The 25,531-nt window shown below is 64.2% G+C and carries 26 protein-coding genes; 14 read left to right on the top strand and 12 right to left on the bottom strand.

Annotated elements, in window-relative coordinates; all coding sequences use genetic code 11:
* Window positions 1-183: 183 nt before the first annotated feature.
* From AC0L3K_RS13655 to AC0L3K_RS13630, 6 genes are all read left to right on the top strand, one after another.
* Window positions 184-1,524 carry an ABC transporter substrate-binding protein gene (locus AC0L3K_RS13655; RefSeq protein WP_007590930.1) on the top strand — a complete coding sequence of 447 codons (1,341 nt, stop codon included), beginning with the start codon at window positions 184-186 and terminating at the stop codon, window positions 1,522-1,524.
* A gap of 147 nt (window positions 1,525-1,671) precedes the next feature.
* Window positions 1,672-2,610 carry a carbohydrate ABC transporter permease gene (locus AC0L3K_RS13650; RefSeq protein WP_219684341.1) on the top strand — a complete coding sequence of 313 codons (939 nt, stop codon included), beginning with the start codon at window positions 1,672-1,674 and terminating at the stop codon, window positions 2,608-2,610.
* Window positions 2,610-3,521: a carbohydrate ABC transporter permease gene (locus tag AC0L3K_RS13645; RefSeq protein ID WP_219684342.1), complete on the top strand. Its 912-nt coding sequence runs from the start codon at window positions 2,610-2,612 to the stop codon at window positions 3,519-3,521. Before AC0L3K_RS13650 ends, AC0L3K_RS13645 begins: the two co-directional genes overlap by 1 nt.
* A 6-nt stretch (window positions 3,522-3,527) precedes the next feature.
* Complete coding sequence (locus AC0L3K_RS13640) at window positions 3,528-4,628, top strand: ABC transporter ATP-binding protein (RefSeq protein WP_219684344.1); 1,101 nt, start codon at window positions 3,528-3,530, stop codon at window positions 4,626-4,628.
* 33 nt (window positions 4,629-4,661) lie between these two features.
* Window positions 4,662-5,651: a hydroxyacid dehydrogenase gene (locus tag AC0L3K_RS13635; RefSeq protein WP_219684345.1), complete on the top strand. Its 990-nt coding sequence runs from the start codon at window positions 4,662-4,664 to the stop codon at window positions 5,649-5,651.
* A 183-nt stretch (window positions 5,652-5,834) separates the two neighbouring features.
* Window positions 5,835-6,350, top strand: coding sequence for a hypothetical protein (locus AC0L3K_RS13630; protein WP_007590921.1), 516 nt, complete (start codon window positions 5,835-5,837; stop codon window positions 6,348-6,350).
* Between the two features lie 33 nt (window positions 6,351-6,383).
* Here AC0L3K_RS13630 and AC0L3K_RS13625 read toward each other — a convergent pair whose 3' ends face one another.
* Complete coding sequence (locus AC0L3K_RS13625; protein ID WP_473366238.1) at window positions 6,384-6,881, bottom strand: DUF1993 domain-containing protein; 498 nt, start codon at window positions 6,879-6,881, stop codon at window positions 6,384-6,386.
* A 138-nt stretch (window positions 6,882-7,019) separates the two neighbouring features.
* Here AC0L3K_RS13625 and AC0L3K_RS13620 point away from each other — a divergent pair, with 138 nt between their 5' ends.
* The 3 genes from AC0L3K_RS13620 (at window position 7,020) to AC0L3K_RS13610 (ending at window position 9,402) form a co-directional block, all read left to right on the top strand.
* On the top strand, window positions 7,020-7,802 hold the full coding sequence (locus tag AC0L3K_RS13620) for a transporter substrate-binding domain-containing protein (RefSeq protein WP_219684347.1): 783 nt from the start codon (window positions 7,020-7,022) through the stop codon (window positions 7,800-7,802).
* A 172-nt stretch (window positions 7,803-7,974) separates the two neighbouring features.
* Entirely contained in the window at window positions 7,975-8,871 is an 897-nt protein-coding gene (locus tag AC0L3K_RS13615) for a DUF2147 domain-containing protein (RefSeq protein ID WP_219684348.1), read from the top strand.
* A gap of 180 nt (window positions 8,872-9,051) precedes the next feature.
* The gene (locus AC0L3K_RS13610) at window positions 9,052-9,402 is read left to right on the top strand and encodes a hypothetical protein (protein ID WP_007590916.1); all 351 of its coding nucleotides are present in this window, start codon (window positions 9,052-9,054) and stop codon (window positions 9,400-9,402) included.
* 137 nt (window positions 9,403-9,539) lie between these two features.
* Here AC0L3K_RS13610 and AC0L3K_RS13605 read toward each other — a convergent pair whose 3' ends face one another.
* A complete protein-coding gene (locus AC0L3K_RS13605) occupies window positions 9,540-9,944 on the bottom strand; it encodes a (R)-mandelonitrile lyase (RefSeq protein WP_007590914.1) in 405 nt (134 codons plus the stop codon).
* Window positions 9,945-9,969: 25 nt separating this feature from the next.
* Window positions 9,970-10,668, bottom strand: a complete 699-nt coding sequence (locus AC0L3K_RS13600; protein ID WP_007590912.1) for a ribonuclease activity regulator RraA — start codon at window positions 10,666-10,668, stop codon at window positions 9,970-9,972.
* 248 nt (window positions 10,669-10,916) lie between these two features.
* Between AC0L3K_RS13600 and pxpB the strand changes: the two genes are divergently transcribed.
* The 3 genes from pxpB to AC0L3K_RS13585 are packed head-to-tail and all read left to right on the top strand — an operon-like array spanning window position 10,917 to window position 13,485.
* On the top strand, window positions 10,917-11,648 hold the full coding sequence (gene pxpB, locus AC0L3K_RS13595; RefSeq protein WP_354128241.1) for a 5-oxoprolinase subunit PxpB: 732 nt from the start codon (window positions 10,917-10,919) through the stop codon (window positions 11,646-11,648).
* Window positions 11,645-12,682, top strand: coding sequence for a 5-oxoprolinase subunit C family protein (locus AC0L3K_RS13590; RefSeq protein ID WP_219684352.1), 1,038 nt, complete (start codon window positions 11,645-11,647; stop codon window positions 12,680-12,682). Before pxpB ends, AC0L3K_RS13590 begins: the two co-directional genes overlap by 4 nt.
* Before the next feature lie 32 nt (window positions 12,683-12,714).
* Window positions 12,715-13,485, top strand: a complete 771-nt coding sequence (locus AC0L3K_RS13585; RefSeq protein ID WP_219684353.1) for a LamB/YcsF family protein — start codon at window positions 12,715-12,717, stop codon at window positions 13,483-13,485.
* Between the two features lie 103 nt (window positions 13,486-13,588).
* Here AC0L3K_RS13585 and AC0L3K_RS13580 read toward each other — a convergent pair whose 3' ends face one another.
* The 5 genes from AC0L3K_RS13580 to AC0L3K_RS13560 all read right to left on the bottom strand — a co-directional run bounded on the left by AC0L3K_RS13580 (window position 13,589) and on the right by AC0L3K_RS13560 (window position 19,409).
* Complete coding sequence (locus AC0L3K_RS13580) at window positions 13,589-13,741, bottom strand: hypothetical protein (RefSeq protein ID WP_007590908.1); 153 nt, start codon at window positions 13,739-13,741, stop codon at window positions 13,589-13,591.
* 200 nt (window positions 13,742-13,941) lie between these two features.
* Window positions 13,942-15,549: a sulfite reductase subunit alpha gene (locus tag AC0L3K_RS13575; protein WP_219684355.1), complete on the bottom strand. Its 1,608-nt coding sequence runs from the start codon at window positions 15,547-15,549 to the stop codon at window positions 13,942-13,944.
* Window positions 15,546-17,327: a NirA family protein gene (locus tag AC0L3K_RS13570; protein WP_219684356.1), complete on the bottom strand. Its 1,782-nt coding sequence runs from the start codon at window positions 17,325-17,327 to the stop codon at window positions 15,546-15,548. The genes AC0L3K_RS13575 and AC0L3K_RS13570 overlap by 4 nt, the downstream gene beginning before the upstream one ends.
* Before the next feature lie 331 nt (window positions 17,328-17,658).
* Entirely contained in the window at window positions 17,659-18,822 is a 1,164-nt protein-coding gene (locus AC0L3K_RS13565; RefSeq protein WP_219684357.1) for a CmpA/NrtA family ABC transporter substrate-binding protein, read from the bottom strand.
* The gene (locus tag AC0L3K_RS13560; protein WP_007610503.1) at window positions 18,819-19,409 is read right to left on the bottom strand and encodes an ANTAR domain-containing response regulator; all 591 of its coding nucleotides are present in this window, start codon (window positions 19,407-19,409) and stop codon (window positions 18,819-18,821) included. The genes AC0L3K_RS13565 and AC0L3K_RS13560 overlap by 4 nt, the downstream gene beginning before the upstream one ends.
* Window positions 19,410-19,520: 111 nt before the next feature.
* Here AC0L3K_RS13560 and rimO point away from each other — a divergent pair, with 111 nt between their 5' ends.
* Window positions 19,521-20,846 carry a 30S ribosomal protein S12 methylthiotransferase RimO gene (rimO, locus tag AC0L3K_RS13555; RefSeq protein ID WP_354128242.1) on the top strand — a complete coding sequence of 442 codons (1,326 nt, stop codon included), beginning with the start codon at window positions 19,521-19,523 and terminating at the stop codon, window positions 20,844-20,846.
* Window positions 20,847-20,923: 77 nt separating this feature from the next.
* On the opposite strand, the gene AC0L3K_RS13550 is transcribed toward rimO, so the two are convergent.
* The 3 genes from AC0L3K_RS13550 to AC0L3K_RS13540 form a co-directional block, all read right to left on the bottom strand.
* A complete protein-coding gene (locus AC0L3K_RS13550; RefSeq protein ID WP_007590895.1) occupies window positions 20,924-21,367 on the bottom strand; it encodes a carboxymuconolactone decarboxylase family protein in 444 nt (147 codons plus the stop codon).
* Window positions 21,300-21,731: a MerR family transcriptional regulator gene (locus AC0L3K_RS13545; RefSeq protein ID WP_219684360.1), complete on the bottom strand. Its 432-nt coding sequence runs from the start codon at window positions 21,729-21,731 to the stop codon at window positions 21,300-21,302. Before AC0L3K_RS13545 ends, AC0L3K_RS13550 begins: the two co-directional genes overlap by 68 nt.
* Window positions 21,732-21,856: 125 nt before the next feature.
* The gene (locus AC0L3K_RS13540) at window positions 21,857-22,804 is read right to left on the bottom strand and encodes a hypothetical protein (RefSeq protein ID WP_219684361.1); all 948 of its coding nucleotides are present in this window, start codon (window positions 22,802-22,804) and stop codon (window positions 21,857-21,859) included.
* 403 nt (window positions 22,805-23,207) lie between these two features.
* On the opposite strand from AC0L3K_RS13540, the gene AC0L3K_RS13535 reads away from it, so the two are divergent.
* Window positions 23,208-24,404 (top strand): acetylornithine transaminase, encoded by a 1,197-nt coding sequence (locus AC0L3K_RS13535; RefSeq protein ID WP_219684362.1) that lies wholly within the window; start codon window positions 23,208-23,210, stop codon window positions 24,402-24,404.
* Between the two features lie 97 nt (window positions 24,405-24,501).
* On the opposite strand, the gene AC0L3K_RS13530 is transcribed toward AC0L3K_RS13535, so the two are convergent.
* On the bottom strand, window positions 24,502-25,476 hold the full coding sequence (locus tag AC0L3K_RS13530; protein WP_007590887.1) for a quinone oxidoreductase family protein: 975 nt from the start codon (window positions 25,474-25,476) through the stop codon (window positions 24,502-24,504).
* Window positions 25,477-25,531: the final 55 nt, after the last annotated feature.

Raw genomic sequence — 25,531 nt, 5'->3', positions numbered from 1 at the left:
CGCAAGTCGTTCGGTTTTCTCGACAGACGCAATCAATCATGATCTGATCGCGCTACCAATTTGCCTTCGAAGCCGACGGCATCAATAAGAAACGTCGAACAAGAAACTTTCAAAAAGAACGCAGAACTCGGAAGAGTTCAGAGGAAACGCCAGAACAATAAAACACCCAAGCGAGGAAACGAGATGTCACGCAAGACACTGACGCGACGTCAATTTGTGGCTGCCACTGCAATGTCCTCCACGGCGCTGATCGCGGCGCCCTATGTCCGGGGCGCTTACGCTGCCGGCAAACTTTCGATCGGCTTCTGGGACCACTGGGTGCCCGGCGCCAACGATGCCTCGACCGCTCTCGTCAAGGAATGGGGCGAGAAGGAGAAGGTCGAGGTTTCGATCGACTACATCACCAGCAACAACAAGAAGATCGAGCTGACCGCAGCGGCCGAAGCCCAGGCCAAGTCCGGTCACGATATTCTCCAGATGCCGAGCTGGTGGCCGCACGCTTATTCCGAGAATCTCGAGCCGCTCAACGACGTCATGGAGCCGCTCATCAAGCAGAACGGTGAGGTGAACGACACCGTCAAATATCTCGGGCGGTCGGGCGGCAAATGGCTCGCAGTGCCCGCGACGCCGGGAAGCCAGATCAAAGGCCCCTGCTCCCGCATAGATCTGATGAAGAAACACGCCGGCATCGACGTGCAGGAGATGTATCCGGTCGGCGCTCCGCCGAAGGCGGACAACTGGACCATGGAGACGTTCCTGAAGGCGGCCGAGGCCTGCCACAAGGCCGGCTTCCCCTTCGGCATCGGTCTCGGCGAGACCACCGACAGCGTCGACACTGCCGGCGCGATCTTCCAGTCGTTCGGCGCCGAGCTCGTCAACGCCAAGGGCGATATCACCGTCAAGACCGACGCGGTGCGGCAGGCGCTCGAATTCTACAAGAAGCTGATCGCCGTCCTGCCCACCGACGCGCCGTCCTGGGACGATGCCTCCAACAACAAATGGCTGATCTCAGGCCGCGGCGCGATGATCCTGAATCCGCCGAGCGCCTGGGCGGTCGCCAAGCGCGACGCACCGCAAGTCGCCGAACAGTGCTGGACGCACGGCTTCCCGTCCGGTCCGAAGGGCCGTTTTGCGCCCTTCCTGCCATACTTCTGGGGCGTCTGGGCCTTTGGCAAGAACAAGGAAGCGGCCAAGAGCTTGCTCGTTCACCTGTCCTCGCCAGCGGCGATCGAGAAGTTCGTCGCGGCGAGCGGCGGGTACGATCTCCCGGCCTACGCGAACATGACGAAGTTCAAGACTTGGGCCGAGGAAGGGCCGCCGAAGGGCACACTCTTCCACTATCCGGATCCCTACAAGCAGCAGACGATGTCGATCGCCGCGTCTCCGGCGCCGCCGAAGATCGCCCAGCAGATCTACTTCCAGGCGACGCTGACCAAGATGGCGCTGCGCTTTGCACAAGGAGAGAAGTTGGAAACCGCGCTCGCCTGGGCCGAGGGCGAGTGCGAAGGCTTCATGCGGACCTGAGCCGGGTATGTGCCATGGCGGTTCACGCTTCGGGCGTGGGCCGCCGAGGCACCCCTCGCTCGATCCGCTTGCCGAATGAAGCCGACGGCTGCGCCGGCTTCGCCGTTCCAGATATCCTGCTAGGTGTCCTGCAAAGAGGCTAAATTCATGGCCGATGTCGTCGTTGAGCAAGGCCGTCCCGCTCGAGCTGCGAGCCCGCGCAAACGGGCGAGCCTGCGCAATGCAATGGGACGGAAATCGACCGTAGCGTTCTTCCTGACGCTGCCGCTGATCCTCCTGATCGCCCTGCTCGTACTTTATCCCGCCTTCTACTCGGTCTACCTGGCGACGCTGAACAAGGCGATGACAAAATTCGTCGGCCTCACCAACTTCACCTTTCTGTTCAAGCGCGAAACGTTCTGGATGGTGGTGAGACAGTCCTGCATTTTTGCGATCACCGCCGTGGTCTTCAAAGCGCTGATCGGCTTCATCGTCGCGCATTTCGTCCACAACATTCCCGGCAAGAAGCAACGTAAATGGCGCGGCATGCTGCTGGTGCCCTGGGTGATCCCGCCGGCGATGAGCACGCTGGCATGGCTGTGGCTGTTCGACCCCTCCTACAGCGCCTTCAACTATACGCTCTCGTTCTTCGGCATCGGTCCCATCCCGTGGCTCGGTGATACCTTCTGGGCGCGTTTCTCCGTCATCCTCGTCAACGTCTGGTACGGCGCGCCGTTCTTCCTGATCATGTACCTGGCCGCGTTGAAATCCGTACCCGATCAGCTCTACGAAGCCGCAGCAATCGACGGCGCCAATTGGTGGCAGAAGATCTGGCACATCACCTTGCCGATGATGCGCAACATCATCGCCATCACCACGCTGTTCTCGCTGATCGTCACTTTCGCCAATTTCGACATCGTGCGCATCCTCACCTCCGGCGGTCCGCTCGACCGGACGCACCTGTTCGCCACCTGGGCGTTCCAGGTCGGCATCCAGAGCAGCGACATTCCGCTCGGCGCCTGCGTCTCGCTGTTCATGGTGCCGATCCTCGCCGTCGCAGCGGTCTTCATCCTGCGCGATGTCAACAAACGTGGGAACGAAGCCTGATGAGCACGCTCGCAATCGACAAGGCCGGACCGACACGCAAGGTCAAGCTTCGAAGCATGAGCCGCGACCGCACCTGGGCGCTGCGCTGGTCCTACTTTTTCCTGGTGCTGTTTGCGATCTTCTTCCTGATCCCGCCGATCTACATGCTGATCACCTCGCTCAAGAGCAGCGCGGAGATCTCGGCCGCCACCAATCCGTGGTGGGTATTTCATCCGACCCTCTCGAATTATGTCGAGCTACTGACCTCGAACCAGTTCCTGCGATTCTTCTGGAATTCGTCGATGATCTCGATCGTGGTCGTGATCGTGACGATGTTGATCAGCATTCCGGCGGCGTTTGCATTGGCGCGGATGAAGTTCTGGGGCTCGGCGACGCTCGCGACCGGCGTGTTCCTGACCTATCTCATTCCGGACAGCCTTCTGTTCATTCCGCTGTTCAAGGTGCTCGCGACCGTCCAGGAGTTCACCGGCATCCCCCTGCTCAACCGGTGGTACGTGCTGGTGTTCATCTATCCGACGCTGACCGTGCCGTTCTGCACCTGGATCATGATCGGTTATTTCGCCTCGATCCCGAAGGAGCTGGACGAGGCGGCTCTGATCGACGGCGCCTCCTGGCTGCAGACCCTGACGCGGATTTTCATCCCCGTTGCCCTGCCCGGCCTGATCGCAGCGACCATCTTCGCCTTCACCGTGTCCTGGGCGCAGTTCCTCTATCCGCTGGTGTTCACGACATCCATCGACCAGCTCGTGCTGCCGGTCGGCATCACCACCACGCTGATCAAGGGCGACGTCTTCAACTGGGGTCAGATCATGACCGGCGCGCTGCTTGGCGCTGCCCCGCCGCTGGTCATCTACGCCTTCCTGATGGACTATTACATTGCCGGCCTGACCGCCGGCGCGACAAAGGGTTGATGTCTTATGGCTGAGGTTGCGCTGCGGAAGGTGGTCAAGCGTTACGACGACGTCGAGGCGGTGCGCGGCATCGATCTCGACATCTCCGATCATGAGTTCATCGTGCTCGTCGGCCCCTCCGGCTGCGGCAAGTCGACGACGTTGCGGATGATCGCAGGGCTCGAGGACATCACCGACGGCGACATCATGATCGGCGGGGACGTCGTCAACGACGTGCCGCCGAAGGACCGCGACATCGCAATGGTGTTTCAGAACTATGCGCTCTATCCGCATATGACGGTTGCGGAGAACATGTCATTCGGGCTGCGGCTCAAGCACTATCCCAAGGCCGAGATCAAGGCGCGGGTGACCGAGGCCGCCCGCCTCCTCGACATCACCGACCTGATCGACCGCAAGCCGAAGCAGCTCTCCGGCGGCCAGCGCCAGCGCGTCGCCATGGGGCGGGCCATCGTGCGCAACCCGAAAGTCTTCCTGTTCGACGAGCCGCTGTCCAATCTCGACGCCAAGCTGCGCGTGCAGATGCGGATCGAGATCAAGAAGGTGCACCAGAAGGTCCGAACCACGACGGTCTACGTCACCCACGACCAGGTCGAGGCGATGACGCTGGCCGATCGCGTGGTGGTGATGAACAAGGGTCGGATCGAGCAGATCGGCACGCCGAACGAGCTCTACCACAAGCCGGCGACGCGCTTCGTCGCGGGCTTCATCGGCTCGCCGGCGATGAACTTCATTCCGTGCCGGCTCGAGGAGGTCGGCGGCAAGCTCAACATCCGCCTGACGGACCGCATCTCATTCCCGTTGCCGCCGGCCCGCGCCGCCCGTTACAGCGCACTGCCTCGATCTGAAAACCTGTTGCTCGGCATCCGTCCCGAACATCTCACGGAATCGCATGCGCATCTGGAGCCGGGTGTCGAGACCTTCGACACCGTGCTTGACGTCACCGAGCCGATGGGGATGGAGACGCTGGTCTATTTCGGACTGGAAGGCACGCCCGTCTGCGGCCGCGTCGATCCCAATGCGGGCGCCAAGGACGGGGCACCCATGCGTTTGGCAATGGACCTCAACAATATGCACCTGCTAAACGAGGCGACCGGCGTCGTCTTGTGACGGCCGGCCAAGAAACTCGCGCAGGTAGGGACGATGTCGACCAACAAGAAGAAAATCTTTGTCACGCAAACTTTGTCGCAAGGCGCCCGCGCCCTCCTCACCCAGCGAGATGACATCGAGCTCATCGAGTTTCCGAACCTGATCTCCGCCAAGGACTTCGAAGCGCTGCTGAAGAGCCACGCGCCGGTCCATGGCGTGGCGCTCGGCGCCACCGCTTTCGGCGAGACCGAGCTCGAAGCTTCAAAGGACATGAAGGTGGTGACCCGGATCGGCGTCGGTTACGACGCCGTCGACGTCCCAGCCCTTTCCCGCCGCAAGGTGCCGCTGATGGTCGCGGGCAGCGCGAACTCGCCCTCGGTCGCCGAGCAGGCGCTGTTCATGATGCTGACACTGGCCAAACGCGCGCAGGAGATGCACGCCTGCGTCAAGGACGGCAAATGGGCCGAGCGCCTCGGCATGCTGCCGTTCGATCTGTACGGCAAGACCGTCCTCATCGTCGGCTTCGGCCGCATCGGCACCCGCACCGCCAAGCGCTGCCTGGCGATGGACATGAATGTGCAGGTCTATGATCCCTACAAGGGAGCCGCGGAGATCAAGGCAGCCGGCTGCGAGCCGGTCGCCGATCTCGATGCCGCACTGCCGCACGCCGATTTCGTCACCATCCACTGCCCGAAGACGCCGGAGACCGTCGGCCTGTTCGATGCTGACAGGATCGGCCGGATGAAGCCGAAATCCTATCTCATCAACACCGCGCGCGGCGGCATCGTGAAGGAAGCGGCGCTGTATGACGCACTGGTCTCGGGCAAGCTCGCCGGTGCCGGCATCGACGTGTTCGAGGTCGAGCCGCCGCCGGTCAGCAACGCGCTGTTCGCGCTGCCCAACGTCATCATGGCCCCGCATGTCGCCGGCGTCACGGTCGAGGCGGTGAGCCGGATGAGCGAGCAGACCGCGCGCAACATCCTGAGTGTGCTGGACGGCGATCCCATCCGGCAGAACATCATCAATCAGGATGTCCTGGGCTGAGCTGGTCTTCCGGGCGGTTCTTCTGGGCGGACGATCAGTCCGCCCGCCTTCGGAACGCCAGAATGAGTCCCATTTTGGTGCAGATCGAGCCCTCACTCAGCCTTAATCAAACCCGCGTAATAGGTCCGGCCGCGGCGGCAGTGGGACAGACTTGCCGGCCGCGTCGAGCTGGAGGATGGACCCTTGTCAGAGATCGACCCGACCGACCACGCGTTGGCGACCATTGCCAGCATCCTGGAGCACCCTGAACCCGTCCTCGTCGTGCGCGAGACCGAGACCGTGCGCGAAACCGAGACCGTCACCGTGACCGAAATGGTGGTTGCCGGTGAGCATGGGGTCGCGGACGAGCACGCGTTCGTCGACGAGCACCTGACGGTCGATGAGCATCCGGTGGTCGAGGAGCAGCCCCTGGTGCCGGAGCACACCGATGCCGACGGCTACAGCAAGGTCGGCCCCGGGCCGATGGTGGCCATCCGTCTGAAATGGACGGTCCATCGCGGCGATGACGGCCAGTTCTACGTCCACGAGACCATCGGCGAGCAGTCCGTGCCCGTGGTCAGCGGCCCGATGACCGGCGAAGCCGCGGTGCATTTCGTCGACGCGCACGAGGACGAGGCCCATCGGCGCTTCGAAGAGCTGCGCAGCGAAATCGCCGGCCGCAGCTCGCTCGCCGATTACGAGCGCAAGGGCGAAGCCTAGCGCGTTTTCGCGCGACGTGGATGCCGGTTCGGCCTATCGTCGTCCGAGATAATCCTTCTTCACGAGCTCGACGCCTGCGTGCCGCAACAGGTCGTAGGCTGTCGTGACGTGAAAGAAGAACTGCGGGACGCTGAAGGTCAGCAGCAGCGTCCGCCCGGTGAACGGCAACTCGGTCCCGTTCTTCAGCCTGAAGAAGACGTTCCGTTCCGCCGCAGCATCGATCTCCGCGCGCGGCAGGCTTTCGATGAACTCGATTGACGTCGCAATGCGGGCCTGGAGCCCGGCCATGTCGTGCTCCAGCACCGGCAGCGTCACCGGCTCCTGCTCGGCCAGCAAGGCCGCGGCGACCGTGGCGTGGCGGCAGGCCTCACCGATCTGTTGCGCCAGATCGTACATGTCGGGTGCCAAGCGCATGCCGAGCAGGACGGCCGGATTGAACTTCCGCGCTTCGGCATAGGCAACGCCCTTGTCGAGCAGTGCGGACAGGTTGCGCAGATACGGCACGAAGAGTCCGACCGAGGCGTCATACATCGAGATCGTCACTTCAAAATTCCCTTCACTTCCGCCTCGCCAGCGACGGGCATCTGGTCTAAATCCAAGCCTCAAGACAGGCATCGAGAGCTGCACAATGACAGCTTGGGCATGGGTGGAAAAGAGATGATCGTTCGAATGACCAGTCGAATTCTGGCGACTTTGGCCGTGGTCCTGCTGGCAAACCTTTCGGCCCAGGCACAGCAGGCGGCGCCGTCCCGCCTCGACGAGATCGTCAAGCGCGGCACTTTGCGCGTCGGCATGACCGGCGACTACAAGCCCTTCACCTATCTCGACAAGACGACGCAGCAGTTCAACGGCTTCGATGTCGACATGGCGGAGGCGCTCGGCAAGGCGCTCGGCGTCAAGGTCGAATTCGTGCCGACGGCCTGGCCGAAGCTGATGAAGGATTTCGAGGCCGATCAGTTCGACATCGCCATGGGCGGCGTCTCGGTCACGCTGGACCGGCAGAAGAAGGGCTTCTTCTCCACGCCGATCATGCGCGAGGGCAAGACGCCGATCGCGCGCTGTGCCGATGTCGGCAAATACCAGAGCATCACCGACATCGACAAGAAGGGCACCCGCGTCATCGTCAATCCCGGCGGCACCAACGAGCGCTTCGCGCGTGCCAACATCAAGGACGCCGACATCACAGTCTTCCCGGACAATACCGTGATCTTCGACGAGATCGCCAAGGGCAATGCCGACCTGATGATGACGGACGCCTCCGAGACGCGCTACCAGCAAAAGCAGCATCAAGGCGTGCTCTGCGCGGTGCATCCCGAAAATCCGTTCGATTTCTCCGAGAAGGCCTATTGGCTCCAGCGCGACATGGCGCTGAAGGCGTTCGTCGATCAATGGCTGCACATTTCGATGCAGGACGGCAGCTACAAGAAGATCTACGCCACCTGGTTCGATTAGGGCCGCGTCCTCCAGTCGCTTGTGCCGGCCAAACTTTGGACCGGCTCCGGTGCTATTGAACCCGAAACGGAGAAAGCACGACTCATACCGTGACAGTGATCTAGGTCACTTTTTGCGATCAAACCGGGGCGTAAGCGTCGGTTTGGGGACCACCTGTTTCAGGAGATGCGAAATGAGGAAGCTGTTGGCCACGGCCGCATTCCTTTTGGCGAGCACCGCTGCGCAGGCGCAGTACACCTTCGACTATGGCGGGCACACCATCCGCATCGATCCCGACCGCGGCACGGTGCAAATCCCCGGCGTCTACGACAACACCGGCCAGGGCAAGGCGAAGAAGGCCAAGACCGATGCCAAGGGGGCTCCGAAAGCGGACCCGCAGGCACCGCAACAAGCCAAGGTTGACCCGCAGCCGCCGGCCAATCCAGCACTGGTCACCGCGCCCCCGGCGGCCGAGCAGGCCCCTGTCCAAGCTCCCGTCCAAGCTCCCGTGGCCGTCGCGCCTCCTGCCCCGCCGGCACCTCCCGCCACCACGGCAAACAATGCTCCGGCGGAAGACGCGCTTGTGCCGCCGCCTCAGCCGGCCCCAAGTGCTGCCCCGACGGTGGCCGCAGTACCGCCCGCACCGCCTCCACCGCCCGCCCCGACCGTCGCAGCCGCGCCTCCGGCGCCGTCTCCGCCTCCCGTTCCGCCGCCTGCGCCTGCTCAGTCGGCTGCCGTCGCGCCGCCGGCTCCTGCAACCGCACCCACGCGCGATCTCAATTCACCGCTCGGCGTCTGGCTCACCGAGGAGAAGGAAGGCAAGGTCCGGATCGAGCAATGCGGCAGCAATCTGTGCGGCTATTCGGTCGATTCGAAATCGAACCAGAATGGCGAGCAGGTTCTGATCAACATGAAGCCCGGCAAGGACCAGAACAAGGACCCAAAATGGTCCGGCCGCATCCTCGATCCGAACTCCGGCTCGACCTACGATTCAACCATCGCGCTGAAGGGCACCGATCGCCTGCGCGTGCAGGGCTGCGCCTTCGGCGGCATGTTCTGCGGCGGCCAGACCTGGACGCGGGTGAACTGACTTCGGGGCGACACTCTGACCGACGCAAGGGGGCCCGCAGCGCGGGTCCCTTTTGCTTTTGTCGTCAAATCGATTGCGACGTGCGCGACATCACAGAGCCCGTCGCGCGCGTGACAACCCTCACATCGCCGGTTCCGCGTCCGTGACACGATCCCGCATGATCAACCCTAGGGGCGTGTCATGAACGGATTTCGCAAGGCTCTCTTCGCCACAATCATCGTCATCGCGTTGCCGGCCGCGCAGGCCAGCGCCAGCACTTTCGACGGCGCATGGAATGTCCGCATCTCGTCGTCGAGCGAGACCTGCGGTAACGGCTCGACCGTCGCCATCGGCATCAACAACGGTCAGATCGCCTCGAGCAGCGCAATGGTGACGGCGTCAGGCCGCGTCGCAGATGCCGGCAGCATCAACGTTACCTTGAGCACCGGCATCAAGCGCGCCGTCGGCTTCGGCCGGCTCAGCGGCACTTCGGGCTCCGGCACCTGGCGCGGCAGCATGTGCACGGGCACGTGGACGGCGGAGCGGATGTAGGGTGCTGTGTCCCGGACGCGGTGCAGCGTGCAACGCTGCTCCGCAGAGCCGGGACCCAACGTTCTTCGTGGGTCCCAAATCTCTGGGTCCCGGATCGACGCCGCATCGCCTTGTAGCGATGCGTCTTGTCCGGGAGGCTAGCCGACGGCCGCCCCATACTCCGCGTCGGTCACCGGCTCCAACCAGGTCGAGAACACGCCGTCGAGCGCTTCCTGCATGGCGATGTGGGTCATGCCGTTCGTCGGCGACCCGCCGTGCCAGTGCAGCTCGCCCGGTGGAATCCAGACGGTGTCGCCGGGACGGATCTCCCTGATCGGCCCGCCCTTGGACTGGACCCGGCCGACTCCCGAAATCACATAGAGCGTCTGCCCGAGCGGATGGTGGTGCCAGTTGGTGCGCGCGCCCGGTTCGAACGAGACGCGCGAGCAGTTCAGCCGCGCCGGGGCGGGCGCCATGATCACGGGGTCCTGCCACACGGTGCCGGTGAAGTGTTCCCCGGGCGCACGGCGTGTCGGCCGCGTGCCTGCTACAGTGATGTCCATTGGATTTACCTCGTTTCCTTACCGATTACTTCTTGCTTGCGGCGTAGCGCGCCTTGGTCTCGGCGTTCATGGGATAGAGGCCCGGGAGCACCGCGCCATTGTTCACCTCGTTGACGATCCAGGCTTCCATCCGCTCCTGCTCGACGCCCTCATTGAGCACGTGTTCGAGCATCGCCTGCGGGATCAGCACGCAGCCGTCCTGGTCGGCGACCACGATGTCGTTCGGGAACACCGCAACGCCGCCGCAGCCGATCGGCTCGCCCCAGCCGACGAAGGTCAGGCCGGCAACCGACGGCGGCGCGGCATAGCCGTCGCACCAGACCGGCAGATTAGTGCCGAGCACGCCCTCGACGTCACGCACGACACCGTCGGTGACGAGTGCGGTGACGCCGCGCTTCATCATGCGCGCGCACAGGATGTCGCCGAAGATGCCGGCGTCGGTGATGCCCATGGCATCGACCACGGCGATGCAGCCCTCCGGCATCGCCTCGATCGCGGTGCGGGTCGAGATCGGCGACGACCAGGATTCCGGCGTCGCCAGATCCTCGCGCGCCGGCACGAAGCGCAGCGTGAAGGCCGGTCCCACCAGGCGCGGCAGACCCGGGCGCAGCGGACGCGCGCCGCGCATCCAGATGTTGCGCAGGCCCTTCTTCAGCAGGACCGTGGTGATGGTAGCAGTGGTGATGCCGGCGAGGGTCTTGCGGGCTTCGGGGGACAGCGACATGGAAACAGACGAGCTCCGGGATGGGCGGGAAAGAACGCGCGCATCTTGCGGGGTGCGGGCCTTGCGTCAAGGGCCAACAAGCTACCAATCATGCAGGGCCGCAGCGCAGTTATGCGTCGCGATAACAAGGCTTTATCGCCTCCCCCTGCATTAATTTATTGGACTTGCGGGCGCATTTACGCGAAGCAGGAACAAGCGGAGCTCAAGGCCGAGCCCGCGTATCTCCAGAAGCCCGATTTCGACAGCCCATGTCCGCGACGCTTCCCCCGCCCCGCCTTCTGCCCAGTGGCGACAGCGCCGTCACGGTCGAGTTCAGCCGTACCATCGACGACGACGCGAACCAGCGCGTGCTGGCGCTCGACAAGGCGCTCGCAGCAAGCCCGATCGATGGCATCACGGAGTCCGTGCCGACCTATCGCTCGCTGCTGGTGCATTACGATCCCGGCAGGATCGGCTTCGACGCACTTGGCGAAAAGCTGCTCGCGCTCGCCAGCCAGCCGCTGCCGCCGGCCACCAGGGCGCGCCGCTGGCGCATTCCCGTCGCCTATGGCGGCGAGCACGGCATCGACCTCGAGGACGTCGCGAAGACGCTGAACACCACACCCGACGACATCGTCGCGCGCCACGTCGCCGGCGACTATAAGGTCGCCATGATCGGCTTCACGCCGGGCTGGTCCTATCTCAGCGGCCTCGACAAATCCCTGCAGATGTCGCGACGGCAGAATCCGCGGCTGCTGACGCCTGCCGGCACCATCTCGATCGGCGGCATCCAGGCCGGAATCCAGTGCCTGGCAGCCCCGAGCGGCTGGCACCTGCTCGGCCGCACGCCGGTGCGGACCTATCAGCTCCACCGCAATCCGACCTTCCTCACCGAACCCGGCGATCGCGTGACGTTTTTCGCCATCGACCACAAGACGTTCGAGGAACAGGACCGCGCCGCCGAGGCCGGCGAGATCATTGCCGAGCAGGTGATCGCATGAGCCGGCTCGTGATCGCCAGCATCGGGCCCGCAAGCTCGGTCCAGGACGGCGGACGCCATGGCGCGCAACGCTATGGCCTGACGGTCAGCGGAGCGATGGACCGCCTCTCGCTCGCGGCAGCGAACACGCTTGTCGGCAACGAACCGTTTGCAGCCGCTGTCGAGGTCGGCCCGTTCGGCGCCTCGTTCACCGCGCGCGACGGTGCCGTGCGCGTCGCGATCTCAGGCGCGCCGCGCAATGCGGACGTCGCCGGCAGTCCAGTCGCCATGGACACATCGGTGACGCTGAAGGACGGCGAGACGCTGACGCTGGGTTTTGCTCGCGGCGGTGCGTTCACTTATCTGGCGATCGAAGGCGGGATCAAGGGCGAGCCGGTGTTCGGCAGTCTCGCGGTCAACGCCCGTGCCGGTCTCGGCAGCCCCTACCCGCGCCCGTTGCAGGCCGGCGACGAATTCACCGTCGATGCCGCAAGCGGTGCACCGGAACTGCGTATCGAATTGCCGAAGCCATCGAGCGGTCCGATTCGCGTACTGCTCGGACCGCAGGACGACGAATTCGACGACGCCAACAAGGCGCTGTTCCTCGACAGCGAGTGGAAGATCTCGGCGACGTCAGATCGCATGGGCTACCGGCTGGAAGGTCCCGCGATCAAGCATCTGCACGGCCACAACATCGTCTCCGACGGCACGGTCAACGGCAGCATCCAGGTGCCCGGCAACGGCGCGCCGATCGCGCTGATGATGGATCGCGGCACCTCCGGCGGCTACCCAAAGATCGCGACCGTGATCACGGCCGATGTCGGCCGTCTCGCGCAGACCTCCGCAGGAACGGCGTTCCGCTTCAAGGCCGTCAGCATGGCCGAGGCGCAGGACGAGGCAAGGAAATTCTCGCAACTGATCCGCAACCTGTCCGATCGCCTGCGCTCCGCCGACACCGTCGCGCTCAACATCGAAGCGCTCAGCGATGCCAACGTCGCGGGCTATGCTGTCAGTGCCGTCGACGCCGGGACCTGGCAGGTCGCAGCCGAGCCGTAAACGACAAGACGACCAGAGATGGAGAGCAGCCCATGAAGACGATCGATCTCAATTGCGATCTCGGCGAAGGTTTTGGCGCGTGGGAGATGGGCAACGATGCCGCGATGATCGAACTGGCGAGCTCAGTCAACGTCGCCTGCGGCTTCCACGCCGGCGATCCCGATATCATGCGCCGGACGGTCGAGCTGGCGAAGGCGCGCGGCGTCTCGGTCGGCGCGCATCCTGGATATCGCGACCTGCATGGCTTCGGCCGCCATCCGATCGCGGGCCTGAAGGCCTCCGAGATCGAGAACCTCGTCGCCTACCAGATCGGCGCGCTGCAGGCGATCGCGACCGCAGCCGGCCACAAGGTCACGCATGTGAAGGCGCATGGCGCACTCTCCAACGTCGCCTGCGAGGACGATATGACCGCGAAGGCGATCGCGGCCGGCATCAAGGCGGTCGATCCCGGCTTGATCTTTGTCGTGCTCGCCAATTCGAAGCTGGTGAAGGCCGGCGAAGCCGCCAATCTGCCGATGGTGCATGAGGTGTTCGCCGACCGCGCCTATGAGGACGACGGCAATCTCGTCTCGCGCAAGAAGGAGGGCGCGGTGCTGCATGACGCCAAGGCGATCGCCGACCGCGTGGTGCGCATGGTGCAGGACGGTGCGGTGGTTTCGGTCACGGGCAAGGTCATCAAGATGCGAACCGACACGGTGTGCATCCACGGCGATACGCCCGGCGCGGTCGAGATCGCGCGCGGTCTGCGGCAGGCTTTGAAGGACGCAGGGATCGAGGTCGCGCCGTTCAGGCGCGGGGCGTGAGGTTGGTCCGGGTGGGTTAGCGAAGCGTAACCCACCCTGGCTCAGCGCATGCGGAACGAAGTTGGTAGGTTACGCCTTCGGCTAACCCACCCTACGCGGGTCATCAGAACGGGTGCACCGAGAGCGTGCCGAACACGATGGCGGCGATGACCGCGAAGGCGCTGTACATCGCGGCATGATGCACACTCGCCCCGGTCCGCCGCGAGAGCGAGCGCGCGTAGAAGTGCAGCCTGGCTTCCGCCGATAGCTCGCGCATGGTCGATCTCCAACGCCCCATTTGCGGGATTATGAGGGATCAACCGGGGTGGCGGGCAAGAGTCCCGCGGAAATAGCGATGCAGGTTCTCTGAAGACCCCGCAGCGCAGGAGCAAATTCTCCCTGCGTGCAGGTTCCGAGAATCTTATTCGTTCAAATCCGAGCCAGTTGGAACTGACTCGGATGACGGTGAGATGACAGCTAGTAGACGTCAGCCTGGAACCGGCCCGTCTTCTTGAGCTCGGCGACAAAACTGACGGCTTCGTCGGTCGAACGCGCCCCGAACTGGGCGACGATATCGACCAGCGCGCGCTCGACGTCCTTGGCCATGCGCTTGGCATCGCCGCAGATGTAGAGATGCGCCCCCTCGGCAAGCCACGTCCACAGCTCGCGGCCGACCTCGCGCATGCGGTCCTGCACGTAGAACTTCTTCTCGCCGTCGCGCGACCACGCCAGCGACATGCGCGTGAGCAGGCCCGAGGTCTTCATCGCGTTGAGCTCCTCCTGGTAGAAGAAGTCGCAATCGCTGCGCTGATGGCCGAAGAACAGCCAGTTCTTGCCGGGCGCACCGGTCGCCTTGCGGTCGAACAGAAAGGCGCGGAACGGTGCAATGCCGGTGCCGGGGCCGATCATGATGATCGGCGTCTTCGGATCCTGCGGCAGGCCGAAATTATGCGCCTTCTGCACATAGACCTTGAGCTTCTCGCCCTCCGCGATGCGCTCGCCGAGGAAAGTCGAGGCGACGCCGATACGCTTGCGCTTGCCGATCACGTAGCGCACGGAATCGACCGTTAGCGACAGCTTTCCAGGCGTCGCATTGTGCGACGACGAGATCGAATAGAGCCGCGGCTGCAGCGGTTCCAGCGCCTCCACGAAGGCTTCGGGATGCGGCCGCGTGCCCGAGAACTTCTGCAGCGCCGCCATGACGTCGAGTGTGGCGGCATCCCCATCGGGATCCTCGCCCTGCGCCAGTGCCCGCGCCCTCTCGCGCTGCGCGCCGCCAGTGATGAAGGAGATCAGTTCGAACAGCGTGTCGGGCGCCGGCGACAGCGAGACGTCGTCGATCAGCACCTCGCGCAGCGTCTTGCCGTTGACCTCAGTGGTGTGGGAGGCGCCGAGCAACGCGATGACCTGGTCGACGAGGCCGAGCTCGTTGCGCGCGAACACGCCAAAACTGTCACCGACGACATAGTCGAGCTTGCTCTCGGAGAGATCGAACTCGACGTGATAGGTTTCTTTCTCCGACTTTCCCTTGTTGAGAAGACGGCGCGACAGGAAGGTCGCCGCAACAGGGTTGTCGCGCGAGCGGCCGGGCTCGGCGATCGTCACGGTCACGGCGGGGGCCGCCACAGCGTCTTGCTTGTCAGCCGGCTTGGCCGCCGGCGCCTTGTCCAGCTCTTCATGTAGTGACTTCAGCATCCGCGCGGTTTCCTTGCCGCCGGGGACACAAAGGTTGAGCCGCGCTTCACTGCGGCTCGCGATCGCCTCCGAATAGTCGTGGCAATTGTAGCCGCACTGCCCGCAATCCTGCTGCGCCATCGCCGCCATCATCTTGCGCCGCACGGGACGGCCTTCGGCGAGCTTCATCCGATCGGCGATCGGCATGGTCTGGTCGTGCCAAGGCGCTTCACCGTCGTCACCATCACCAGCCTGCATGACGGCGGCGCCCTGCTCCGCCGACAGCGGCGTGGCCGCGTCAGGCGACAGCAGCCCGGCAAAGAAGCCGTTCAGCCAGGAGCGTTGCGCGTCGGAGAACGGGGCACTCGTGGGAATGATGTCGAGTTTGGGTGGAGGGCTGATCTGGTTCATGAAGACACCTCGGCATCGGCAAGCTTGCGCAGCGTCTCGCCGTCGTGGCGGCGCGCAAAGGACAGGAACGTCTCGTCGGGAGACGAGCGATGGGCGATATAGGCCTTGAGCAACCCTTCGACCGTCTTCGGCGCGTCTTCGGCCTTGAGGTCGTGGTAGACCTCCTGCCCGACGTCGGCGTCAGGACCGAACCCGCCGCCGGTGAAGAGATGATAGCCCTCGACAGTGTCCTCGTCGTTCACCGGCACGCGCGCCCCGATCAGGCCGATGTCGCTGATGTAGTGCTGGGCACAGGAATGGTGGCAGCCGGTGACGTGGATGTTGACCGGCTTGTCCATCTCGACGCGCGGCTCGCACCAGTCGCCGATCTCGGCAGCGTGGCGTTTGGTGTTGGAGGCGGCAAAGCGGCAACCGGCGTTGCCGGTGCAGGCGATCAGGCCGGCGCGGATATGCGAGGCCTCGACCGCAAGCCCGATCTGCTTGATCGCCGCGATGGCGAGTTCGACATTCTCGTCGCGCACCCCTGATATCAGCAGGTTTTGCCAGACGGTCAGACGGATCTCGCCGTCGCCGAGGTCCCGCGCCACCTTGGCGAGGCCCCGCATCTGATCGCAGCTGATCTTGCCGAGCGTCAGCGACACGCCGATCCAGTTCAAGCCGTTCTGCTTCTGCTTGTGCACGCCGATATGCGCCATGCGGTCCGCGGCCGGTCGCGGCGCAAACGCCTCTTCCGGCACGCGCGTGAATGGCGTCTTCAGCCGCTCTTCGACGAGCTTGAGGAAACCGTCATGGCCCATGGCGTCGAGCACGTATTTCAACCGCGCCTTGTTGCGGTTGGTGCGGTCGCCATGCTCGATGAAGACGCGCACGATGGCGTCGGCAACGGCGGTCGCGTTTTCAGGCTTCACGACGATGCCGGAATATTTGGCAAAGTCCTTGTGGCCGGTGATGCCGCCGAGGCCGAGGCGGAACCAGGTCCCGGGCTCGACGCCGAAGCCGTCCTTCACCTCGACCGCCGTGAAAGCGATGTCGTTGGTCTCCTCGAGCACGGCGATCCTGCCGGCACCGTCGAAGGCGACGTTGAACTTGCGCGGCAAGCCATACAACGAGCGATCGTTCAGGATGTGGTAGTGCCACTCGCGCGCATAAGGCCGTGTGTCGATCAGCTCCTGCGGATCGATGCCCGCCGTCGGCGTTCCCGTCACGTTGCGGATGTTGTCGGCGCCGGAGCCGCGCGAGCACAGGCCGAGGTCCTGAATGCCCTCGATCAGCTTCACGGCGTTCTTCGGCGGGATCTCGCGAAGCTGCAGGTTGGCGCGCGTCGTGACGTGGCTGTAGGGACCGCACGTTTCATCGGCGAGATCGGCAAGGCCGGTCAGCTGCCAATGCTTCATGATGCCGTTCGGAATGCGCAGACGGCACATGTAGGAGTCCTGCGTCGGCGCGACGTAGAAGATGCCGTAATAGCGCCAGCGGAAATTGTCCGCCGGGCTCGGCGGCGTATTGTCGAGCGCCTGCTGGCGGAGACGCGGATACGCATCGAAGGGATGCTCGTCGCGCTTGACCTTCTCCTGGTCGGCGAGCTTCTTGCCCGCGGCGATGACCTTGTCCTGCGCCTTGATGTGCACGGCATCGGGACCGGTCGGCTCGGCGTTCGCCTTGCCGGCGCCGCCGCCGAGACCGCGACCGACGCGACTGATCTGCAGACCGGTCGTGAAGCCTTCGAGATAGCGTTTCTGGTCGTCGGTAAAGTCGACTGAGACGGTGTCGAGTTTCATGGTCAGTAACGAAGCTCCTGCGGCCACCTGGGTGGTATCGACGGAAAGTGCACGACCCGCGAGGAGCTCGGCTGGCTCGAGAGCCGGCTGTGCACCCAACGGTCCGATCAGCTTCGTTGCTGGGGACTGGCGCAGCAGGCATCTGTGACAGGCTGGCCGCACTGCAACATTCAAGTTGCGTGCCAGCTTCGACGAAATGAAAATGTGTGTCGTATCAAGCAATTAAGAGCGCAAAAGGGAACTCAGGGCTCTGGAGCTCTTACGAAATTCGAGCAGTCGGCCTAAAATTTAGACTCGGATCTCCGGCGCTCAAAAACGGTGCAGGCCCGAATCACACCTTCCAGCGGCCTACCGCGAAGGCTTCGAGATGCCCCCGAATATTGGCGGGATCGAAGGCGGGGCCGGCGAATGCGCCGAATGCCGCGGGGGCTTGAGCGGGCGGCCGGCGGCCGAGGGCGCCGTCGTAGAGGTCGGGCCTGAAGACGGCCATAGCCGTCTTGACCCCATCGGGCGTCAGCGTCGTTTGCCCCCAGCGCACCATCTGGGCATAGAGCCAGGCGGCCTGGACCGGATCGGGACGCCCTGCTTCTTCGCGTCCCACCAGAAGGTAGCTGCCGCTCTCGCGAAAGGTGCCGTCGGGCGAAATCTTGAGGCGTCCCGTGAGGGTGCGCTGAATGACTTCGGCATCGACACCGATCCGCTCGGGCTGCGCCAGGATCTGCGCCGCTTCGGTCCGGTTTTCCGGATGCTCGATGAACTCGGCGGCTTTCACCGCCGCGCGCACCAGGCTGGCGACCACGTCCGGATTCTTGTCGGCCCAGACCTGGCGGAGCGCCAGCACCTTCTCCGCCGCATGGGCCAGGATGTCGGAGACGAAATGCAGGATGTGGCCGATCCCGAGATCGACCGCGATCGAATTCCAAGGTGCGCCGACGCAGAACGCATCGACATGCCCATTGGCGAGACTGTCGACCATATAGGGCGGCGGCAGCACCACCAGCCGCACGTCCTCGTCGGGATCGACGCCGGCCGCCGCCATCCAGAACCGCAATTGGTAATTGTGGGTCGAGAACGGGAAGGTCATGCCGAAGGTCAACGGGTCGGCCCCCGCTTTGCGCCGCTTGGCGACCACACGCGCCAACGCTTTTGCCGTGGCGAGCGGATCGAAGCGGTCGCCGTCGATCTCCTCCATCAGTGCCGCATGAAGCGCCGGCGAGACCGTGATCGCGTTGCCGTTGATGCCGAGATTGAAGGGCGCCGCGATCGGCACCTTGACATGCCCGAGACCGAGCGAGGACGCGATCGCGACGGGCGCGAGCAGGTGCGCGGCGTCGAACAAGCCGATATTGAGCTTGTCGCGGACGTTGGACCAGGAGACCTCGCGGACCAGTTCGACCTCGAGCCCTTCGGCCGCGGCAAATCCCTTGTCGACGGCAACGATCAGCGCTGCGGCATCGACCAGCGGAATGAACCCGATGCGGAGGGGAGTGGTCATTTCAGCATCTCCGACGCGGTGATGATCGACTGGGCGATCTCGCCGATTTTCTTCTTCTCGCGCATCGCGGTGGAGCGCAGCAGCACATAGGCCTCGTCCTCGGTCAGGCCCTTCACCTTCATCAGGATGCCCTTGGCCTTCTCGATGACCTTGCGATCCTCGAGCTGCGACTTGGTACGCTCCAGCTCCTCCTGGAGTTTCGCGAAGGCATTGAAGCGCGACACGCAGAGGTCGAGGATCGGCTTGATGCGCTCCTTCCTCAGCCCGTCGACGATGTAGGCGGAGACCCCCGCCTCGACCGAGGCCTGGATCGAGGATGAATCGCTCTGGTCGACGAACATCGCGATCGGCCGCTTCACGGCGCGGCTGACCTGGAACATCGCTTCCAGCACGTCGCGGCTGGGGTTTTCCAGGTCGATCAGGATGATGTCGGGGTCGACCGCATAAATACGGGCGAGCAGGCTTTGCATCTCGCTGATATGAACGATCTGCGTGAATCCGGCCTCCCGCAACCCTTCCTCGAGGATCGCAGCCCGGATCGGGCTTTCGTCGACGATCACGATTTTGGGCGACTGTTCGGCGCTCATTGCTCACTCACCACCAGTGATTCATCCATAGCATGCCCGCCGGCCATGCAAAGGGTTGTAATTATGGGCAATTGGGACTAGCTCAACCCTGTCAATCAGGCAGATTTGGATATGGATCAGACGGCTGCGCCGAAGGTCAGCTTCGTGTCGCTCGGGTGCCCCAAGGCTTTGGTGGATTCCGAGCGCATCATCACGCGCCTGCGCGCCGAGGGCTATGAGCTCGCCCGCAAGCATGACGGGGCCGACATCGTCATCGTCAACACCTGCGGCTTCCTCGACAGCGCCAAGCAGGAATCGCTCTCGGCGATCGGCGAGGCCATGGCCGAGAACGGCAAGGTGATCGTGACGGGCTGCATGGGCGCGGAACCCGAGCAGATCGAGCAGGCCTATCCCGGCGTGCTCTCCATCACCGGCCCGCAGCAATATGAGAGCGTGCTGGACGCCGTGCATCGCGCGCTGCCGCCCGCCCACAATCCGCATCTCGATCTGGTGCCGCCGCAGGGCATCAAGCTGACGCCGCGGCACTACGCCTATTTGAAGATCTCCGAGGGCTGCAACAACCGCTGCACCTTCTGCATCATTCCGAAGCTGCGCGGCGACCTGGTCTCGCGTCCGGCCAACGACGTGCTGCGCGAGGCCGAGCGCCTGGTCGACGCCGGCGTCAAGGAGCTGCTGGTGATCTCGCAGGACACCTCGGCCTACGGCGTCGATCTGAAATACGCCGAGAGCCCGTGGAAGGATCGCCAGGTCCGCGCCAAATTTATCGACCTCGCGCGCGAGCTCGGCGAATTAGGGGCCTGGGTCCGCTTGCAATATGTCTACCCCTACCCGCATGTCGACGAGGTCATCGCGCTGATGAACGAGGGCAAGGTGCTGCCCTATCTCGACATCCCGTTCCAGCACGCAAGCCCCGAGGTGCTGAAGGCGATGAAGCGCCCGGCGGCGCAGGACAAGACGCTGGCGCGCATCAAGCGCTGGCGCGAGCAATGTCCCGATCTCGCTCTGCGCTCGACCTTCATCGTCGGCTTCCCCGGCGAAACCGACGCGGACTTTGCCTATCTGCTCGACTGGCTGGACGAAGCCGAGATCGATCGGCTCGGCTGCTTCAAGTACGAGCCGGTCGCCGGCGCGACCGCGAACGCGATCGAGAACCCCGTGCCGGAAGAGATCAAGCAGGAGCGCTACAACGCGCTGATGGCGCGCCAGCAGAAAATCTCCGCGCGCAGGCTGAAGCGCAAGGTGGGCACCCGCCAGCAGATCATCATCGACGAGGTCGGCCCGACCGTCTCAAAGGGCCGCTCCAAGGCCGATGCGCCGGAGATCGACGGCGCCGTCTACCTGTCGAGCCGCCGCCCCTTGCGCGTCGGCGAGATCGTCACCGCCAAGATCGAACGCGCCGACCAATACGACCTGCACGGCAGCGTCGCGGGATTCTGATCTTCCGCTGTCGCGGTCAGTGCAGCGACGAACTCTCCGCTCCCTCTCCCGCAAGCGGGAGAGGGAGCGAGCCGTCGCTAAGCTACGGCAACATCACGCCCGCCGTTCGCTTCTCCCGACGCCTGCTGTTCGTCACGTGCGGCGAACACTTCCTTGGCTGCGAACAGCCCGTTCAGCGCCGCCGGGAAGCCCGCATAGACGGCCATCTGCATGATGACCTCCACGATCTCGTCGCGAGACAGCCCGACGTTCAGACCCGCCTCGAGATGCACCTTGAGCTGAGGCGCGGCATTTCCGAGGGCCGTCAGCGCGGCGATCGTCGCGATCTCGCGATCGCGCAGGCCGAGGCCCGGGCGGCAGTAAATGTCGCCGAACGGAAACTCGATCACGTATCGTGCGAAATCCGGAGCAATGTCGGCGAGTGAGGCGACGACCGCTTCACCAGCTCTGCCGTCAATGCGTAACAGGGCCCGCTGTCCGCGATCGAAGCGGCTTTCGTCTTGCGTTTGGGCGTGCGTCATTTTCCTTCGTCCTCTGTTCGTCGCTGGCATAGCCGGCGATCTTGGTATCAAGGACGAGCAGGCATTCCTGGAGTTCGGCAATCTGCGTGCGCACCTGTTCGCGGTGGACTTCCAGGATCTGCCGCCGGCTTGAGCCGGTAGCGTCGCCTTCGTCACGAAGCGCCGCGTAACGCAACATGTCCCGGATCGGCATTCCCGTGGTCTTGAGCCGACCGAGGAATTCGATCCATGTGAGGATCGATGCGTCAAAGTCACGCTGGCCGGAGCGATCCCGGTCGGCGTATGGCAGCAGCCCGATGCGCTCGTAGTAGCGCAGCGTGTGCGTCGACAGGCCGGTTCGTTTTGCGAGGTCGCCGATCTTCATGTGTGCCCGTTCTCGTACTGACGCGCCTACAGATACCCCTTCGAGCGCGCTCTAAGTCAAGGGGGATCGAAGGTGCAAAGATTTCGGCGCGCCGGCGGGGCGGCAGCGTCGCGGCAATCCGGGCTTCAAGATTCCGCCAGCCATTTCGGCACCCAGCGCTCCGGCCGCGGCGCGCGGGCAAGATCGGCTTGCGCCTCCGACAGCTTCGCAGGCTCGCCGTCGATGGTCGGGCGCACATCGTATTCGAAGTTGGGCATGACGCGGCCGTCGGCATAGAGGCCGAATTTCATCGCGTACCACAGCCCGAGTTCGGGCTGGGCGCGGCGCATCTCCTCGCGCAGATCGCGCAGCAGGGACTCGATCGAGGCGGCTTCCTCGAACGGTTGCGGTCCGCCCGTCAGGACACGCGCCTGGTATTGCCTGCCGACGATCGCGATCTCGAAGCTCGTCCTATCCCAGGGCTTCTTGCCCTTCGGTAGATGCGCGGCGAGGCGCCAGCCGAGTTCGGCCATCAAGCGATGATTGGCCCAGTAGTCTTCGCGATCCCGGCTCCATTTTTCCATGAAACCGCGAAAGTCGGGCAGCTCCGACGGATCGTCATCGGGCGCCGCCATCTCCCCGCTCAGCCGTCCGGTGAGCCATTGCGCAAGCTCGACCGTCTGGCATTCGACTTCGTCGTGCGGCTTCAGATCGCTCCAGGCCTTGTCGAATTGTTGCGACGTCAGTTTTGCGAGCAGGCCATCGAGGCTCGGTGCCAGCAGCTCGTAATCGCCCTCGGACCCAAGCCCCACGATCGGCGGATTGTCACGGTCGAGACCCGCGCCATACCAGCCGCCAACAGCCGAGCCATCCGGCAACCGCATGAACAGCGAAAACCTGTCGCGCAAGGGACTGCCGTCGACAATCGGAGCGTGATCGGAGAATTGGCCTTGCAAGGAGAAGCAGCCGACGCTGCCCCAGGGGCGCCCCTCCAACCAGCCGGCGAAGTCCAGCAACAGCGACGGCGCCTCGATGCCCGGCGGAAACGCGCCGCGAATGCTGTCGAGGTCGATCGGATAAGGCGTGTCGGACAAGGTTTAAAACTATCTGGTTGGTCCCGCCCCTCTTGGTCCGAACCGTCATGCGTTCGGTTCGAGCCAATTCGCGTCCTGTGATCACAAACGCGCTAGAGACATAATGGTTTCCAGGCGCGCATCTCTCACCTGCCCCATGCACGCTGCGCGTGTGGTTTGTAAAGCGCCCGCTTGACAAGCCCCACCTTTCGCATGTATTGCCGCGCACCATGATCAACGCTCGGACCCATCAGCGCACCGAAATGCTCCGCCGTCGCTCCCGCGACGATGAGAGGGTGCGCCATGTCCGACGACGCCGCTGAAGCACTGAATTCAGCGTAAGTTTTCGAGAAGGCCGCACCCGCAAGGTGCGGCCTTTTTGCTGTTCGCGCGCCCTTTTCCCCCGCCTCCAGAGGAGTTCGACATGACCAACGCCACCCATCCGTATGACGCGTTGATGGACATCACCGCTCGGCCCAAGGCCGTGTTCGTCCGTGGCGCCGGCTCCTACCTCTGGGACGACAACCGCAAGCGCTATCTCGATTTCGTGCAGGGCTGGGCCGTCAACTGCCTCGGCCACTCCCCGCCCGCGATCGCCGACGCGCTTGCCGCGCAGGCCAAGCGGCTACTGACGCCGAGCCCGGCCTTCTACAACGAGCCCAGCCTGAAGCTCGCGCAGGCACTGGTCGCAAACAGCGCGTTCGACCAGGTGTTCTTCGCCAATTCCGGCGCGGAAGCCAACGAGGGCGCGATCAAGCTCGCGCGCAAATATGGCGGCATCCACAGAGGTGGCGCATTCGAGATCATCAGCTTCGAAGGCAGCTTTCACGGCCGCACGCTGGCGACGATGTCGGCCTCGGGCAAGAAGGCCTTTGAGCCGCTGTTCGAGCCGAAGGTCGCCGGCTTCAAGAAGGCGAAGCTCAACGACATCGCGTCGGTCGAAAAGCTGATCAACGACAACACCGTCGCTGTGATGCTCGAGCCTATCCAGGGTGAATCAGGCGTGTGGCCGGCGACCGATCAGTTCTTGCAGGAGTTGCGCGCCCTCACCGACGCGCACGGCCTCCTCCTGATCTTCGACGAGATCCAGACCGGCATGGGCCGGACCGGCAAGCTCTTCCACTACGAGCACACCGGCATCGCCCCCGACATCATGACGCTCGGCAAGGGCATCGGCGGCGGCGTGCCGCTCGCGGCGCTGCTCGCGACCGACCGCGCCGCCTGCTTCGAGCACGGCGACCAGGGTGGCACGTTCAACGGCAACCCGATCATGTGCGCGGTGGGGCTCGCGGTGCTCGACGAGGTCAACAAGCCGGAGTTCCTGAAGACGGCGACCGAAACCGGGCTGCTGCTCGAAAGCGAATTGCAGAAGGTCTCGGCGCGGCATGGGCTCGGCGAAGTGCGTGGCCGCGGCCTCCTGCTCGCGCTCGACCTCAAGCTGCCGATCGCGCCCGGCATCGTCGCGCAGGCGTTCGAGGCCGGCGTGCTGCTGAACGCGCCGCAGGTCGACACGTTGCGCTTCATGCCGGCGCTGAACGTCACGCGGGCCGAGATCGCCGAGATGATCGATTGTCTGGACGGGATTTTGACCAGGGCAGGCGCGGCACGGCGCGTGGCGTGACGCGTTCGTCGTTGCGAGGAGCGAAGCGACGAAGCAATCCAGACTGCCTCAATGGAAAGATTCTGGATTGCTTCGCTTCGCTCGCAATGACGGCGAGCTACGGCTTCAAGATCGACGCGCCGGTGGTCTTGCGGCTTTCGAGATCGATATGCGCCTTGGCGGCGTCCTTGAGCGCGTAGGCATGGTTGATCGGCACGTGCAGCTTGCCGTTGATGACGGCGGCGAACAGCGTGTCGGCGCCTTCCAGCAATTCCTTGCGCGTGCCGATATAGTCGTTGAGCTTGGGCCGGGTCGCAAACAGCGAGCCGTGAGTGTTGAGCTCGGCGATCGAGAATGGCGGCACCGGGCCTGAGGCATTGCCGAAGGAGACGAACATCCCGCGCGGCTTCAGGCAGGACAGCGAGCCCGGGAACGTCGCCTTGCCGACACCGTCATAAACCACGTCGCAGCCCTCGTTGCGGCTGATCTGTTTGACGCGCGCGACGAAGTCTTCCTCGTTGTAGAGGATGACATGGTCGCAGCCATTGGCCTCGGCAAGCGCAGCCTTCTCGCGCGAGCCGACGGTGCCGATGACGTGGGCGCCCATTGCCCTCGCCCATTGGCAGGCGAGCAGGCCGATGCCGCCCGCCGCGGCATGGATCAGCACGCGATGATGGGGCTCGACCTTGAAGGTCTTGTGCAGGAGATACCAGACCGTCAACCCCTTCAGCATCAGCACGGCGCCCTGCTCGTGGGTGATGTGGTCGGGCAGCTTGACCAGCCGCTCCCAGGGGATGTTGCGCTCCCCGGTATAGGCGCCGAGATTGTGGTAGTAGGCGACGCGGTCGCCCGGATGGAAATTCGTCACGCCCGGCCCGACTGCGAGAACCTCGCCCGAGGCCTCGTTGCCGGCGATGAAGGGCAGCCCCGGCGCCTTGTAGAGGCCGGTGCGGTAATAGACGTCGATGAAGTTCAGGCCGACGGCATGCTGGCGGATGCGCACCTCGCCGGGGCCCGGCGCCGGAACATCGACGCTCTCATAGACCAGGGCTTCGGGGCCTCCGACCTTGTGCACACGGACGGCTTTGGTCATCACCTGACCTCCTCTTCTGGCGGGCCAGCGAAAGACATCGCGCTCGCCTTGTCAA

The sequence above is a fragment of the Bradyrhizobium sp. MI1.10 genome (assembly GCF_055811035.1).
The sequence above is the reverse complement of the archived record's forward strand: the minus strand, read 5'-3'. Positions and strand labels throughout refer to the sequence as shown.

Bases quoted from the DNA above. Each gene is read 5' to 3' on its own strand.
- AC0L3K_RS13570 (WP_219684356.1), bottom strand. From the start codon at position 17,327: ATGAAACTCGACACCGTCTCAGTCGACTTTACCGACGACCAGAAACGC.
- AC0L3K_RS13565 (WP_219684357.1), bottom strand. From the start codon at position 18,822: ATGACCACTCCCCTCCGCATCGGGTTCATTCCGCTGGTCGATGCCGCA.
- AC0L3K_RS13655 (WP_007590930.1), top strand. From the start codon at position 184: ATGTCACGCAAGACACTGACGCGACGTCAATTTGTGGCTGCCACTGCA.
- AC0L3K_RS13620 (WP_219684347.1), top strand. From the start codon at position 7,020: ATGACCAGTCGAATTCTGGCGACTTTGGCCGTGGTCCTGCTGGCAAAC.
- AC0L3K_RS13575 (WP_219684355.1), bottom strand. From the start codon at position 15,549: ATGAACCAGATCAGCCCTCCACCCAAACTCGACATCATTCCCACGAGT.
- AC0L3K_RS13585 (WP_219684353.1), top strand. From the start codon at position 12,715: ATGAAGACGATCGATCTCAATTGCGATCTCGGCGAAGGTTTTGGCGCG.
- AC0L3K_RS13550 (WP_007590895.1), bottom strand. From the start codon at position 21,367: ATGACGCACGCCCAAACGCAAGACGAAAGCCGCTTCGATCGCGGACAG.
- AC0L3K_RS13580 (WP_007590908.1), bottom strand. From the start codon at position 13,741: ATGCGCGAGCTATCGGCGGAAGCCAGGCTGCACTTCTACGCGCGCTCG.
- AC0L3K_RS13645 (WP_219684342.1), top strand. From the start codon at position 2,610: ATGAGCACGCTCGCAATCGACAAGGCCGGACCGACACGCAAGGTCAAG.
- AC0L3K_RS13635 (WP_219684345.1), top strand. From the start codon at position 4,662: ATGTCGACCAACAAGAAGAAAATCTTTGTCACGCAAACTTTGTCGCAA.
- AC0L3K_RS13545 (WP_219684360.1), bottom strand. From the start codon at position 21,731: ATGAAGATCGGCGACCTCGCAAAACGAACCGGCCTGTCGACGCACACG.
- AC0L3K_RS13615 (WP_219684348.1), top strand. From the start codon at position 7,975: ATGAGGAAGCTGTTGGCCACGGCCGCATTCCTTTTGGCGAGCACCGCT.
- AC0L3K_RS13650 (WP_219684341.1), top strand. From the start codon at position 1,672: ATGGCCGATGTCGTCGTTGAGCAAGGCCGTCCCGCTCGAGCTGCGAGC.
- AC0L3K_RS13600 (WP_007590912.1), bottom strand. From the start codon at position 10,668: ATGTCGCTGTCCCCCGAAGCCCGCAAGACCCTCGCCGGCATCACCACT.
- AC0L3K_RS13640 (WP_219684344.1), top strand. From the start codon at position 3,528: ATGGCTGAGGTTGCGCTGCGGAAGGTGGTCAAGCGTTACGACGACGTC.
- AC0L3K_RS13590 (WP_219684352.1), top strand. From the start codon at position 11,645: ATGAGCCGGCTCGTGATCGCCAGCATCGGGCCCGCAAGCTCGGTCCAG.
- AC0L3K_RS13530 (WP_007590887.1), bottom strand. From the start codon at position 25,476: ATGACCAAAGCCGTCCGTGTGCACAAGGTCGGAGGCCCCGAAGCCCTG.
- rimO (WP_354128242.1), top strand. From the start codon at position 19,521: ATGGATCAGACGGCTGCGCCGAAGGTCAGCTTCGTGTCGCTCGGGTGC.
- AC0L3K_RS13605 (WP_007590914.1), bottom strand. From the start codon at position 9,944: ATGGACATCACTGTAGCAGGCACGCGGCCGACACGCCGTGCGCCCGGG.
- AC0L3K_RS13625 (WP_473366238.1), bottom strand. From the start codon at position 6,881: ATGTATGACGCCTCGGTCGGACTCTTCGTGCCGTATCTGCGCAACCTG.
- AC0L3K_RS13560 (WP_007610503.1), bottom strand. From the start codon at position 19,409: ATGAGCGCCGAACAGTCGCCCAAAATCGTGATCGTCGACGAAAGCCCG.
- AC0L3K_RS13610 (WP_007590916.1), top strand. From the start codon at position 9,052: ATGAACGGATTTCGCAAGGCTCTCTTCGCCACAATCATCGTCATCGCG.
- AC0L3K_RS13535 (WP_219684362.1), top strand. From the start codon at position 23,208: ATGACCAACGCCACCCATCCGTATGACGCGTTGATGGACATCACCGCT.
- pxpB (WP_354128241.1), top strand. From the start codon at position 10,917: ATGTCCGCGACGCTTCCCCCGCCCCGCCTTCTGCCCAGTGGCGACAGC.